At 54.0% G+C, this 13189-nt stretch carries 12 protein-coding genes and 1 tRNA gene; 7 read left to right on the plus strand and 6 right to left on the minus strand.

Annotated elements, in window-relative coordinates:
• The first annotated feature begins 158 nt into the window (after positions 1-158).
• The 3 genes from petA to M3P21_RS15290 are packed head-to-tail and all read left to right on the plus strand — an operon-like array spanning position 159 to position 2911.
• Positions 159-719 (plus strand): ubiquinol-cytochrome c reductase iron-sulfur subunit, encoded by a 561-nt coding sequence (gene petA, locus M3P21_RS15280; RefSeq protein WP_249711177.1) that lies wholly within the window; start codon positions 159-161, stop codon positions 717-719.
• An 11-nt stretch (positions 720-730) separates the two neighbouring features.
• A complete protein-coding gene (locus M3P21_RS15285; protein WP_249711179.1) occupies positions 731-2077 on the plus strand; it encodes a cytochrome b in 1347 nt (448 codons plus the stop codon).
• 18 nt (positions 2078-2095) lie between these two features.
• Positions 2096-2911: a cytochrome c1 gene (locus tag M3P21_RS15290; RefSeq protein WP_249711181.1), complete on the plus strand. Its 816-nt coding sequence runs from the start codon at positions 2096-2098 to the stop codon at positions 2909-2911.
• A 135-nt stretch (positions 2912-3046) separates the two neighbouring features.
• Here the strand turns inward: M3P21_RS15290 and mtaB are convergent, their stop codons facing one another.
• Together mtaB and dapF are read right to left on the minus strand one after the other, a co-directional pair.
• Positions 3047-4300 (minus strand): tRNA (N(6)-L-threonylcarbamoyladenosine(37)-C(2))-methylthiotransferase MtaB, encoded by a 1254-nt coding sequence (gene mtaB, locus M3P21_RS15295; protein WP_249711184.1) that lies wholly within the window; start codon positions 4298-4300, stop codon positions 3047-3049.
• Positions 4297-5130 (minus strand): diaminopimelate epimerase, encoded by an 834-nt coding sequence (gene dapF, locus M3P21_RS15300; RefSeq protein WP_373320038.1) that lies wholly within the window; start codon positions 5128-5130, stop codon positions 4297-4299. Before dapF ends, mtaB begins: the two co-directional genes overlap by 4 nt.
• 218 nt (positions 5131-5348) lie before the next feature.
• Between dapF and M3P21_RS15305 the strand changes: the two genes are divergently transcribed.
• Positions 5349-5424 (plus strand) — tRNA-Lys (locus M3P21_RS15305).
• Positions 5425-5812: 388 nt separating this feature from the next.
• Here the strand turns inward: M3P21_RS15305 and M3P21_RS15310 are convergent.
• Positions 5813-8020, minus strand: coding sequence for an AAA family ATPase (locus M3P21_RS15310; protein WP_249711188.1), 2208 nt, complete (start codon positions 8018-8020; stop codon positions 5813-5815).
• Positions 8021-8328: 308 nt separating this feature from the next.
• Between M3P21_RS15310 and M3P21_RS22745 the strand changes: the two genes are divergently transcribed.
• Genes M3P21_RS22745 through M3P21_RS15320 form a run of 3 tightly spaced genes read left to right on the plus strand, consistent with a single transcriptional unit; the run spans position 8329 to position 10173 of the window.
• Entirely contained in the window at positions 8329-8493 is a 165-nt protein-coding gene (locus tag M3P21_RS22745; RefSeq protein ID WP_373320040.1) for a ribbon-helix-helix protein, CopG family, read from the plus strand.
• Positions 8490-9620, plus strand: coding sequence for a DNA cytosine methyltransferase (locus M3P21_RS15315; RefSeq protein WP_249711190.1), 1131 nt, complete (start codon positions 8490-8492; stop codon positions 9618-9620). Before M3P21_RS22745 ends, M3P21_RS15315 begins: the two co-directional genes overlap by 4 nt.
• 4 nt (positions 9621-9624) lie before the next feature.
• On the plus strand, positions 9625-10173 hold the full coding sequence (locus M3P21_RS15320; RefSeq protein WP_249711192.1) for a hypothetical protein: 549 nt from the start codon (positions 9625-9627) through the stop codon (positions 10171-10173).
• Positions 10174-10179: 6 nt separating this feature from the next.
• Here the strand turns inward: M3P21_RS15320 and M3P21_RS15325 are convergent, their stop codons facing one another.
• From M3P21_RS15325 to M3P21_RS15335, 3 genes are all read right to left on the minus strand, one after another.
• Positions 10180-10929, minus strand: a complete 750-nt coding sequence (locus tag M3P21_RS15325; protein ID WP_373320039.1) for a NotI family restriction endonuclease — start codon at positions 10927-10929, stop codon at positions 10180-10182.
• A 332-nt stretch (positions 10930-11261) separates the two neighbouring features.
• Complete coding sequence (locus M3P21_RS15330; RefSeq protein WP_249711196.1) at positions 11262-12551, minus strand: carbohydrate kinase family protein; 1290 nt, start codon at positions 12549-12551, stop codon at positions 11262-11264.
• The gene (locus M3P21_RS15335; RefSeq protein ID WP_249711198.1) at positions 12548-12952 is read right to left on the minus strand and encodes a plasmid mobilization protein; all 405 of its coding nucleotides are present in this window, start codon (positions 12950-12952) and stop codon (positions 12548-12550) included. The genes M3P21_RS15330 and M3P21_RS15335 overlap by 4 nt, the downstream gene beginning before the upstream one ends.
• Positions 12953-13189 lie beyond the last annotated feature (237 nt).

Below are 13189 nucleotides of genomic sequence, written 5' to 3' on the forward strand. Positions count from 1 at the left end.
ATTTTGTTCCCAAATGTCGACCTAAGAAACGTCCTGTGCGCCTATGACCGCTGGACGAACCGAATTCTCCCCGATAGATACCCGCGTTAAGTCACTGCATTCCGTGCGGTGGATATGCACGTTTGCCCGTTCGCGGGCGCTGAGATCGGAGAAGGCTCGTGTCCCACGCAGAAGACCACGAAGGCACCCGCAGAGATTTCCTCTATTACGCCACGGGTGGCGCAGGTGTCGTAGTTACGGGGGCCGCTGTCTGGCCTCTGGTGAACCAGATGAACCCGTCCGCAGATGTTCAGGCGCTGTCCTCGATCCGTGTGGACGTGGCGGGCGTCGCCGAAGGGACGCAGATCACCGTCAAGTGGTTGGGCAAGCCGGTTTTCATCCGCCGCCGCACACCCGAAGAGATCGACGAGGCGCGCGCGGTCGATCTGGCCGATCTGCCCGACAACAACGACCGCAACGCCAACAAGCCCGGTCTGGACGCCGCCGACGAAAACCGCTCGATGGATGAAGCGGGCGAATGGCTGGTGATGATGGGTGTGTGTACCCATCTGGGCTGTGTGCCTCTGGGTGACGGCGCGGGCGATTTCCACGGCTGGTTCTGCCCCTGCCACGGCTCGCATTACGACACGTCGGGCCGTATCCGCAAAGGCCCTGCGCCCGAAAACCTGCCGGTTCCGATCGCGGAATTCGTCGACCCAACAACCATCAAGCTGGGATAAGGAAACGCGACATGTCCGGAATTCCGCACGATCATTACGAACCGAAATCAAACGGCGAAAAGTGGCTGAACGATCGCCTGCCGATTGTTGGCCTTCTGTATAACACGCTCATGATCCCCACCCCGAAGAACCTGAACTGGTGGTGGATCTGGGGAATTGTCCTGGCTTTCTGCCTGGTGCTGCAGATCGTCACCGGCATCGTTCTGGTGATGCACTACACGCCCAATGTCGATCTGGCCTTTGCCAGCGTCGAGCACATCATGCGCAACGTGAATGGCGGCTATATGCTGCGTTACCTGCACGCAAACGGTGCCTCGCTGTTCTTTGTGGCGGTCTACATCCACATTTTCCGGGGCCTGTTCTATGGCTCCTACAAATCCCCGCGCGAGATCACCTGGATCATCGGCATGCTCATCTATCTGTGCATGATGGGCACGGCTTTCATGGGCTATGTTCTGCCCTGGGGTCAGATGTCGTTTTGGGGCGCAACCGTGATCACCGGGTTGTTTGGCGCGATCCCGTTTGTGGGTGACGCGATCCAGACCTGGTTGCTAGGCGGACCGGCGGTGGACAACGCCACGCTGAACCGCTTCTTCTCGCTGCATTACCTGCTGCCCTTCGTGATCGCCGCGCTGGTCGTGGTGCATATCTGGGCCTTCCACACCACCGGGAACAACAACCCCACCGGTGTCGAGGTGCGTCGCACGTCGAAAGACGAAGTGAAGAAAGACACGCTGCCCTTCTGGCCCTATTTCGTGATCAAGGACTTCGTGGGTCTGGCTATCGTGATGGTGATCTTCTGGGCGATCGTGGGCTACATGCCGAATTACCTGGGCCATCCCGACAACTATATCGAGGCCAACCCACTGGTGACGCCCGCGCACATCGTGCCCGAATGGTACTTCCTGCCGTTCTACGCCATCCTGCGCGCCTTTACCGGCGAAGTCTGGGTGGTGCAGTTCGCCAGCTTCATCACCGGCGGCATCGTGGATGCGAAGTTCTTCGGCGTGATCGCGATGTTCGGAGCGATCCTGGCCATGGCGCTGGCGCCCTGGCTGGACACGTCATCCGTGCGTTCGGGCCGCTACCGACCGATGTTCAAATGGTGGTTCTACCTGCTGATCGTCGACTTCATGGCCCTGATGTGGCTGGGAGCGATGCCGGCGGAAGAGCCCTATGCCTCGTTCTCGCTGATCGCTTCGGCCTACTGGTTCGGCTATTTCTTCGTGATCCTGCCCATTCTGGGTGTGATCGAGAAACCGCTGCCGCAGCCCGAGACGATCGAAGAAGACTTCAACGCCCATTACGGCACGCAAGCTGATGGTTCCGGTGCCGCCGAAACCACGCCCGCCGAGTAAGAAGAGGGACCGACTGAGATGTTCAAGAACCTAGCAATCGGTGCCGCGTTCGCCCTCGCACTCGCCCCTGCCGCGTCCTTCGCGGCGGGTGGCGGAGAGCAGCATATCGAGGATTTCGCATTCTCGTTCGAGGGCCCGTTCGGCAAGTACGACCAGAACCAGCTGCAACGCGGCCTTCAGGTCTATACCGAGGTCTGTGCCTCCTGCCACGGGCTGCAATATGTGCCGCTGCGCACATTGGGCGACGAGGGTGGGCCGGGCCTGCCCGAGGATCAGGTGCGCGCCTATGCGACCGGATTTGCCGTGTTGGATGAAGAATCCAACCGTCATCTCTATGACGCTGAAAACGACATTTTCCGGCCTTTGATCGCCAGCGATCATTTTCCGGCGAACCACACAGCAGGCGCACCGGATCTGAGCCTGATGGCCAAATCCCGCGCTGGGTTCCACGGGCCGTATGGTTTGGGTATCAACCAACTCTTCAAAGGTATTGGCGGCGCTGAATACATCGCGTCCTTGCTGATCGGCTACACCGGCGAAGAGAAAGAAGAAGCAGGTTCGGTTCTCTATGAGAACACCGCCTTCCCGGGCGGCTGGATTTCCATGGCACCGCCGCTCTACGGTGAAGATGTCGAATTCGCCGATGGTCACTCCAACGACCTGCATCACGAGGCCGAGGACGTGGCCGCGTTCCTGATGTGGGCGGCCGAACCCAAGATGATGGCCCGCAAGCAAGCCGGATTTGTCGGCGTGCTGTTCCTGACCATCCTGGCGTCGCTGCTCTATCTCACCAACAAGCGCCTCTGGGCGCCGCATAAGGGCAAGAAGCACTAATCCCTTTCGGTCTATGAGATCTACCAAACCCCTCGCGTCATCGACGTGGGGGGTTTTCTTTTTGGGGCTCTGCCCCCGCCGGAAATTCTTGGCCAGATGAAGGGCAGATCAGCGCAACATGAGTGCGCGTTCGTATCAGGCGGTCAGGCGGGTGCCGTTCTGACCGAGGATCTCGGCGGTGACGATCACGCCTTCGCGCTGCGGGGTCGAGAAATCAACCTCGGTGAATTGCTCGGTACGGCCCATATGCGGGTTTTCCATCAGGATCTGATGGGTCTTGCCCAGCTGCGCCTGAAGGTGGCTGTCGACCTGTGACGCGCCGCTGGCGCGCAGGCGGGCAGCGCGATGTTTGATCACCTGGCCATCCACCTGCGGCATCCGCGCGGCGGGGGTTCCGGGGCGGGGCGAATAGGGGAAGACATGCAGCCAGGTCAGATTGCACTCTTCCACCAGCTTCAGAGAGTTCTCGAAATGCGCGTCGGTCTCGGTGGGAAAGCCTGCGATGATGTCGGCGCCAAAGGTCATTTCGGGACGCAGGCGGCGGGCCTCTTCTGCAAACCGGATCGCGTCATCACGCAAGTGGCGGCGCTTCATCCGTTTCAGGATCAGATCGTCGCCATGTTGCAGTGACAGGTGCAGATGCGGCATCAGGCGCGGCTCGATCGCGATGGCCTGCATCAGGTTCTCATCCACCTCGATGGAATCGATCGAGCTGATCCGCAGGCGCGGCAAATCCGGTACCAGCTTGAGAATCCGCATCACCAGATCGCCCAATTTCGGTTCTGCCGGCAGGTCAGCCCCCCAGGAGGTCAGGTCGACCCCGGTCAGCACAACCTCGTTATAACCCTTGTCCACCAGCCGTCTGATCTGGTCCACCACCACGCCCGCAGGGACGCTGCGTGAGTTGCCGCGGCCATAGGGGATGATGCAGAAGGTGCAGCGGTGGTCACAGCCATTCTGAACCTGCACATAGGCACGGGACCGCGTCCCGAACCCGTCGATCAGATGGCCCGCCGTTTCGGTCACCGACATGATGTCATCGACCTGCACTGTCTCGGTTTCACCGATGAAGTCGGCGGCCAGCCCTTTCCAGGTCGCGGGCTGCATCTTTTCGGTGTTGCCGATCACCGCATCAACCTCATCCATCTTGGCGAAGGTTTCGGGCTCGGTCTGGGCCGCGCAGCCGGTGACGATCACGCGCGCATCGGGGTTGTCGCGCCGCAGGCGGCGGATTTCCTGCCGGGCCTTGCGGACGGCTTCGGAGGTCACGGCGCAAGTGTTCACGATCACCGCGTCGCGCATCCCGGCCTGTGCCGACAGCTCTTTCATCGCTTCGGTCTCATAGGCGTTCAGACGGCAGCCCAGTGTGGTGAATTTTGGCGCGCTCATCGCAGCGATTCCATAAATTCAGGTGTCAGAACGCCTGAGAAGACATGCATGCTTGACCCGGTCATCCAGACGCCGTCCTCACGCCAGGCCACGTGCAGCGTGCCGCCATCCAGATCGATGCGCACCTCTCGCCCTGTCAGCCCACGCCGGGCCGCTGCCACGGCGGTCGCACAGGAGGAAGAGCCTGAGGCCAGCGTTATGCCCACACCGCGTTCCCAGACCCGCATGCGGATGTGATCAGTGCCGATGATCTGCGCCACCTGCACATTGGTACGCTGCGGATAGAGCGGGTGATGCTCATACCGCGCGCCGAACACCTCCAGCGGCACCGCCTCTGCATCTTCGACGAAGAAGGTGCAATGCGGGTTGCCCATGCCGGTTGCAACCGGGGCGCCCTCGATTGGCAGATCCAGCGTGTCCACCTCTTCGGCTAGCGGTACCTCATCCCAACCCAGTTGCGGCTGGCCCATGTTCACCGATGTCATCCCACTGCCCGCGTCGCGGGCCAACAGATCGCCGCGATCGGTTGTCAGGTGCAACTCGCTCTTGCCGCTCTCATCCATCAAGTGCCGCGCAATGCAGCGCGTGGCATTGCCACAGGCCGCCGAGGTCGAGCCGTCGGCGTTGTAGAACACCAGATGCGCATCCGCTTTGCCATCTTCGATGACCGCGAGTTGGTCGAACCCCACACCGAAATGGCGGTGCGCCACTGCCTGTGCGAGCCGCGCCGATACCGGCACCTCCCGCGCACGTGCATCGACAACAACAAAATCGTTGCCCAGCCCGTGCATCTTCATGAAGGGCAATCCGGTATCGTGTTCTTCTGTCATGGCGGGCATATAACGCCGGTGCGCTAGTGAATCCAGTCTTCGGCAAAGATTCCCCAAAAAAGGGCTTGACCGCCCCGTAAGCTCCTCATAATTAGGCCGCCTATCGGGTCGGTGGTTCCTTCGGGTTGCTGGCGGAACGAGAGGCGAAACCGGTCTTGATCCTTACGGGTGAAACGACTAAACGTCGCGCGGGGTTTGATTATCCCAATACAAAGAGTGGGCCGTTAGCTCAGTTGGTAGAGCAACTGACTTTTAATCAGTGGGTCGCAGGTTCGAATCCTGCACGGCTCACCACTTTTTTAATAAAAACAATGACTTGCCGTGGTGCGATAATTGATGGTGCCACAAGGTCTATCTGTGTCCGCCTTGTGTCCGGATTCTTCCGGTTCTTGAGAACGGTTTCTCGTGACGATGGATTCCGCGCAATGTGGCATTCATGCTCCGACAAATTTGACAGGAGCCAAAGTAGCCCGAGACTAGTTGCCCATTGGACTAGTATCGCTTCTGTACAGGATCCACATGGAGTTTTGGCAACTCTACGAAACTCAGAGGCTCCCTCGGACGACAATTTGTTGAGATTTTTTCGACGACGGAAAGGTGTTTGGTGATGTTTTAAGGAGAGTACTTGGCCCAAGAGCAGGGCCAAGGTTCCTTCGATGTCTTTTGGGTGAGACAAGAATTTCTACTGCAAAGTCGCTTTGACGTCTTGATACAGCGCGACGAGTTCTCCCATACCCATGTCCAGAATTGGCTCATACATGAATGCGTTAATGTGGATATTTGCTGGCGTGATTAGATTTACGCGCCGAAGAATGCCAATTTCTTCGGCTTGATTGTTAAATTGCTCTTTGAAGGCCTGGAATAGATCGCCGGTTTGCTTCCGCGCAACATCATAGTCTGGCTCATTGCCTCGAATTTTCCCAATCATGAAGCGCTCTGACCAAACTCGAATCGCAATGGACAATACGATTTTGTGTTCAAGGTTTACGCCTTCATCTACGTTCACGCACGCGTCTGCGGTGGCAAAAATGTGGTCAATAATACTTTGATCCAATGCCACTTCAGGGAAAACGCAATTGGCAAGATGTCTTTCAAAAACTGTCTTGTAGTCACGTATGGTAAGAGCTTCGGTCTCGTCTTTATAGTGCAACATCCTCGTAAGATGTAGGTAGTCTTCGTTGTCATTTCCTTCAGCGTCCTTGTCGCCGGAGGTGTACTCGATGACATTTCGTAAGAACGGAATGTATGCGATCAAGACTGGAGGCTCTCCTAACCGATTTTGCCACTTATGAAATGGGCTTTGGATGTCGGATTGTTTGAATGCCTCAAGCTTGATCCCTTCTGCGGTGCGAAAGGCCAACCTACACTGATGAGCCGGACAGATCTTTCTGCTTGAGACCGTCCGCAAGAAGTCGAAGTTGTGAGTCAGGATTATTGCCAAGAAGTTAGTGTCTTCTAGCTTTGTGACATCTTCCAGAAAGTCGACTATGGCAAACTTGTTTTTGTAGTCAAAAGAGTCCGAGATATCATCGAAAACAAAAAGCGTTCTACTGCGGTTTTTCCACCGAACAAAGACTTCGTACATAATATCCAATATGTAGAGCGCTCGACTTTCTCCCGTGCTCAATGCTCGAAGCAGTTCCCGTTTTTCGGAAGGCGCGTAGCGTCTTTCAAGACCTTCGTCTCGGATTATGAAACTGATGGAAGGAGCACTGCCTTTTAGGATGGCATCAGCCTTGTTCTCAACGGCTAACTCGAATGGAAGGTACAAGAATCTTCGGTTGAAATCTGCAACAACTTCGTCCCAATCGCCCCTACTGTTTTCTGCATCTGCGATGATCGCTGCCAACGACTCTTGGCCAGTTCGATACTCAGAAATGAGCGCTTTGTATTCGTCGATTGATGCCAGAAAATATTGAATCCAAAGCTCGCGCTTCAAGCCTTCCGGATCGTCTAGAAACGGTAAAAGGTGTTTATTTTCAGTAATATAATCACGAAAGCTCTGTAGCTCTTTGTTCTTGAGTTTGGCATTGAACGTGTCAAACTTCTTTGCCACCTCGTCGTCATTTAGGATGCGAAGCTTTTCCTCTTCGATACGCTCTTTGAGAGTTTGATCGGACGAAACCTCTTCCATCTGATCGGTGTTTTCATCCGCCAAGCTGATTTTGTGTCCGGCGTTGAAAAAATTGTTCGACTCCAGGTGCTGCTGAACTTGCGCCACGTTGTGGTACTGAAAGTTCCTCCTAAGAAAAGGAGACTGCTCTGTTATCTCATCGTATTTTTGCGCGAAACCCTCAACTGCCGATGCCACATCCTCGTTGGCTAGAAATTGTTGAACCTTTGGGTCGTACAAGATCTTAAAGTCTGCCGCTGCAAGACTTGATGGTTGCGCATTGCTCAGTTCGTCTTCGATGGAAAGCAAAGCGTCATAATAGCTTTCACCAAACAGGCCTTCAACGATTGGGTCAAGGTTCTCTCGCGATCTGTCGCCAAATCCAGCGTTGCGTTTGAGGGCTTTGTCCAAGGCTTTCTTGGCTTCACCAATTGATCGATGAACTTCTTCGTATTTTCCTCGTAGTTCGGCGTTCGCCAACAGTGTGGAAACCTGATCTGAAGCAAATTTGTCATCATAAGACCTGACAACGAAAATTTCTTCTTTCTTGAGAACATCGCCGTTCAGTGTGACTTCACAGGTGGGCTTGCGGTCAGGAAAGTGCAGGTCCGTAGGTTCATTCCCGTTTGAGAGATCCGCCATAGTCTTCGCGAAAGACGTTTTCATAACGCCGTTTGGAGCATAAATGGCGAAACCTTTGTGCTTAAATTTTAGTTCTGTATCGAGTTTTCCAATTCCATAACAATATCTTAGGTTCAGCTTAAGTATGTCGGTCACAGTGTTCTCCAGTTGAAATTTCTGGCTAGATTACGAGTATTGCATTTGCCCCCGTCTTTCCATCGAAGGCAAGAGCACGTCCTTCGCATGGGCCCAAACTCTCTGCCCCGGTCGACTACTCACTCAAAGAAACTTCCCAACTAACTGACGTCCGGCGTCACGCTTTTATGGGCTTATCTATCGAAGTGAATAAACGCAGAAAATTGATGACAGCGGCATCAAAGTGATGCACTGTGATGCAGAAACACGGGCAGGAACATTAAGAGAACATTTACTTGGCTACCGTACAAAAGACGTCTAGGGTCACAGTGTCGTTTAAGGAAAGCGACCATGAACACTTAAGTCAGATCGCCGAAGCAAACGATGTGTCGTTGTCTTGGGTGGTGCGGCAAGCAGTGTCCGAATACTTAGACCGAAACAAAATAAATGAGCCGGGGTTGCCGTTGCCAAGACCGCAGAAGGGCGAAAGATGAACAAGCCAACAGCTATTGACCTGTTTTGTGGTGCCGGAGGTCTTTCAGAGGGCTTAAACCAAGCCGGTTTTTCTATCCTTGCTGGCAATGACATCGACACATTCGCTGGAGAAACATTTGCAAAAACCCACCGAGAAGCTTCCTTCTTGGACGGCTCCATCCGCGAGCTCTCTGCCGAGGACTTTTTGAAAGCTACGGGGCTAGCAAAGGGCGAGCTGGACTGTTTGGCGGGTGGCCCGCCTTGTCAGGGCTATTCAGTATACAACCATCAACGTGGCATGCACGACGAGCGTAGTCACCTTTTCCGAGAATATCTGCGGATTGTGGAAGGTTTGATGCCCAAGTGGTTAGTAATGGAGAATGTTACCGGCATTATGTCAGCTGGTGAGGGCGAAGCCTTTCAAGCTGTGCTCGCTGGAATCAAATCGCTCGGTTATGCCGTTGAGGCGCAAATTTTGCGAGCAGAGGATTATGGAATTCCGCAAGAACGGCGCAGAGTGGTGTTTATTGGAAACCGCATTGGTATGCCGATTGTATGGCCAAAAAAGACGCACGGCGATGGTCTGCAACCTTTTACTACGATTCAAGATGCTCTTTCAGACCTTCCCGCCCTGGAGAACGGTGAAGATGGCGGTGTATCAACTTATTGTTCAGAGCCACGGTCTGAATATCAACGAGAACTGCGTGCTGGGTCCAATGCGGTGCACAATCATGCGGCTCCTCGTCTTGGGGCAATAAACATTGAACGGATGAAACATATTCCCCAAGGTGGCAGCTGGCGTGATATTCCTTTTGAGCTTTTACCTGCTGGGATGAAACGTGCAAAGCGCAGCGACCATACAAAGCGCTATGGGCGCATGAAGTGGAATGGACTGTCTTGCACGATTCTGACAAAGTGCGATGTGCATTGGGGCGCCTACATCCATCCCGAGCAAGAGAGAAGCATTACAGTGCGCGAAGCAGCACGTATTCAGTCGTTCCCAGACTGGTTCCATTTTGAAGGTCCCAGAACGGAACAGTACGTTCAAGTTGGGAATGCGGTGCCACCGATGTTAGGGCGAAAAATCGGAGAAGCCCTGAGGAGTGCTGAAGACTGGTGCAATGTTGAGAACATAGCAACTGGTTAGTGATGTGTCGCTCGCTTCCCCGATCAGGTTTTCTACTTTTCCGCGCACCAGAGCTCCAAGAGACTTTGTCGCCTCAGTAACGAGCGTATTTGAGAAGCACCACTCGGAAATCGGCACCATCGATCTTCAGAAGGGCCTGACGAGCGACGCGGTATTGTCGATCCTTAGAGACGATCTAATGGAACTAGGTTGGGACGTAGAGAGAGGGAAACGAGCCGATCAAAAAGTTAAAAGACCTGTCTTCTTTGGCGAAAACGCCCTTCCTGACTTGCAATACGAAGTTGACGCTTGGCATGCAGACTGGAGGTCAGGACTGGAAGTTGAAGCTGGCCGTGCTTGGATGGGAAACGCAATATACAGAGATTTGATCCAAGCATTGGTAATGGTCGATATGGATTTCCTCTTTTTGGCGGTACCTTTGAACTACAAGTACAGAACCGGTGGCCGCGAAACGATAAGCAGGGACTACGACAATACTATTGCGGTTTCTGAAGCATTGTTTGGCCATTCCCGAATTGAAATGCCCTTCGATCTTTGCGTGATCGGATACTAAACTGATCTACCCCAAGGCTTTCCTAATTGCATCGGCATAAACATCGGCATCGGGCAAATTCATAGGTGATGTGAATGCAAGCGCAACTTGATCCACGGTGGTCGTAAACTGTCCATGAAGTGACATACGTCTTTGCGTGCCCCTTTCGCCTTTTTCATCCAATTCATAGCTTCGAAAGGTTATCGTCCCTTGCCCAGGTTTATAGTCGTGCAAAGTTCCACCCAGGCGGTCACGAATGCGGTCGTAAACTTGCTTAGGGCATACAAAGAAAAGACCCTTTCGACACAAATCCTCGCGACGAAGCACGTGCCCCTTGTAGATTAACTGAGGTAGAATACGCTTGTTGACGTTTTCCCAATTCATCCCAGCGTCGCTGTAGTCAGGACTCTTCGATGTTCCGCCAAGATAGGGCTTATTTGCGAAGAAGCATTCAGCCTGATCTCGATAGTTGCCTGTTGTGTCGATTGTCTGGACTTCAACTGCGATGATCTCCTCAACCGAACCGTCGACGGCTAATTTCGCTAATACCCAGTCCACATAGTAGGTGCTTGCTTTTTTTGCCCCGGAGCCCTTTGGTCGCGGCAACGGTAGCTCCTTTCCCCAATAGCGCCCAAAAATGACAACTTCTTTTCCTGAAAGAGGTTTCCCCAGGCCCTGAATACGATCCTGAGCTTCATTGGGGCGGATCATCACGCTTTGATTGCCAAATGTCTCCAGCGCCAGTTCGCGCAGTGCTAAAAAGTCATCTCCGTACATTCGGTTTGGGCAACACATTACGGGCTCACCCAGCTGCAAAGGTTGTGCCGAGCAAGCGCCGTGTTCGGGCTTAATGCAGGGGCCATCGACGAACGGACACAGTCGTTCATCTATGTAAATTCGCGCGGCAGGGTCGAGAGGCGCAAAGCCAAAGAATTCGGTAATCTTGAGAGCCATGCGTCATGGATACACGTTGCGCCGTAGGTATCAATCTTTAATCAGCCACTGTAACTGGCTTTATTTGCAGGTAAAATTGATGCTTTTCCGTACCACCTCAGTTAAATTCCTTACAACAAGCTGAGCTGCGTATGCTCATTCGCTCTGCCCTGAGGTCATCCCGGCATTCCCTGATTTGGCGTGAGAACCTGAGCCGCGATGCGCTTTGCGCCGCCCAAGCTTTTCTTGAGCATTGCCGCCAGTTTCTTCATCAGATTTGGATCGGACAAATCTGGGGGTGCATCGAGGTCGGCGGCGGTGAAATCATTGCCACGGCTAGCGGCGAATTTCTGGGTGTCTGATTTGAGATTGGCCGTAGCTTTCGCCAGCTCGGCCGCTGCGTTGGCTAGCTGCTCTGTTGAGCGATCTTCGCTACTGCTCCCAGCACTCCCAAAAGTGCCTTGTTGAGCTTCACCAGCTCGCTGCTGGTCTGGTGCATCTGTTCCTGACCGCTGATTATTTGAGTCTGGTTCTGGATGATCTGGCTTTGGCTCTGGACGAGCTGAATCAGTAGATCCCGCTCCGAGATCTGATGTTGGTTCTGGGGTGTCGGATCTGAGGTCATGTAAATGCTCCTTTGCTGCCTCGATGAAAGCTGCAACTTCGGCAGCTTTGATTTTTAAAGTTCTGTTCGCGTTGTGATCCTTCATGCCTTGGGGCGTTTGGATCATGATCCGGCTACGGCCTCGGCCTTCCTCGATGGCGTCGGCCAACTCAAGCCCGTCACGGTCAAGCAGTTCGGCCAGCTTCTGGGGCTGCTGATCGCGTGGCAGCTCGGCCAGAGCTTTGAGCTGCTGCCGAAGGGCAGGCAAGTCGAAACTCTGTCGTTTAGCTTGTTGGTGTTCGTCGTGGTTGAAAGCGGCAGGTTCTGGCGGGTCCAGAGCTGCAATCTGATCAGCATAATCATGGTGGCCCATTTCGCGCATTCTCATGGCGGCAAAATCGTTGAATTTTCCAGAAATGAGCTTGTGGCCTAGCTCCAATTCCATGAACCGGCTAACCGCCTCATCCTTGGGCTTGTCTCGGAATCGTTTGTAGGTTTTGCCTGTCTCGCTGTCGGCTGCGGTTCGTACCCCGTGCAGGTGTCGCTGCAAGGTTCCGTCAGAACGGTAGCTCTCATGAAAAACAAGCGTTTCAGGATCGTTAGGATTGAATCCGTTTTCAGTCCTGTAAGCCTCCAAGGCTCTTTCCCAATCATCGGGATTCATGTGTTCCTGGCCTGGATTGATGGTGAAATGAATGAGGCCGTTTTTGCGACCTTTAAGCGTGGCAAATTCATCAGCCAAAATGAGCTGATCAGCGTTGTCCTGAAGAACGACAACTCGTTCATTGTCACCCTGTTTCAGGGGGTAGCTCGCAGCTCGAACGCCACCCCCTGACGAGACCATTTTACTTTTGATGATCATTTTGCGGCGGGCTTCTTGAACTTTTGCAACTCGGCTCTCAGCTCGGCCAGCGGCTCGGCCCAAGCCTCAAGGCCATCAGTGAAAACCTTGTGCATTGCGGCGAACTGCTTGCTGTTGAGAGTACCCGATTTTTGGGCGGCGTTCGTTGCTGCGGTGTTTTGATTTATGTTGTTGGCGATGCCCGCCAGCTTGCGTGCAATGTCTTCGAGTTTACCGGCATCAGGCAAACTGTGATCAGTCTCATCGAGTATTCTAAGTCGTCCAAATTCGGACTTAGAAAGCTCGTGCTTGTGCGCCATGGTTTTCACTCGCGCATCCTGTGCAGGCGTCAGGTGAATTTTCAGCGTTTTGGTTTTCAGGGCAACGGGGGCCACTGGGGTCTCAGGTGTAATTGGGTCCATGAAAAAAATCCTTTTTTGTCTGGGCGCTGAGGGGGTCAAGGGGGATGGCGTAGCCTCCCCTTTGCAAGTGTTCGGGATGGCCCTTTGGGCCAGAACGATCTCACTTGCTTCCTCTTAAACGGGCACTGATTTTTAAATTGTCGGAAATCTTGAAAATGCAAATGCATCAGTAAGATAGCGGGACCAATGGGGTAACTGGGTCAATGGCGAAATTTGATAAACTAAGGCGGCTTGGCC

The sequence above is a fragment of the Ruegeria spongiae genome (genome assembly GCF_023502395.1).
Lineage (GTDB): Bacteria > Pseudomonadota > Alphaproteobacteria > Rhodobacterales > Rhodobacteraceae > Ruegeria_C > Ruegeria_C spongiae.

Coding starts and splice junctions, on each gene's coding strand:
- M3P21_RS15285 (WP_249711179.1), top strand. CDS start 731: ATGTCCGGAATTCCGCACGATCATTACGAACCGAAATCAAACGGCGAA.
- mtaB (WP_249711184.1), bottom strand. CDS start 4,300: ATGAGCGCGCCAAAATTCACCACACTGGGCTGCCGTCTGAACGCCTAT.
- M3P21_RS15290 (WP_249711181.1), top strand. CDS start 2,096: ATGTTCAAGAACCTAGCAATCGGTGCCGCGTTCGCCCTCGCACTCGCC.
- dapF (WP_373320038.1), bottom strand. CDS start 5,130: ATGACAGAAGAACACGATACCGGATTGCCCTTCATGAAGATGCACGGG.
- M3P21_RS15330 (WP_249711196.1), bottom strand. CDS start 12,551: ATGATCATCAAAAGTAAAATGGTCTCGTCAGGGGGTGGCGTTCGAGCT.
- M3P21_RS15335 (WP_249711198.1), bottom strand. CDS start 12,952: ATGGACCCAATTACACCTGAGACCCCAGTGGCCCCCGTTGCCCTGAAA.
- M3P21_RS15325 (WP_373320039.1), bottom strand. CDS start 10,929: ATGTACGGAGATGACTTTTTAGCACTGCGCGAACTGGCGCTGGAGACA.
- M3P21_RS15315 (WP_249711190.1), top strand. CDS start 8,490: ATGAACAAGCCAACAGCTATTGACCTGTTTTGTGGTGCCGGAGGTCTT.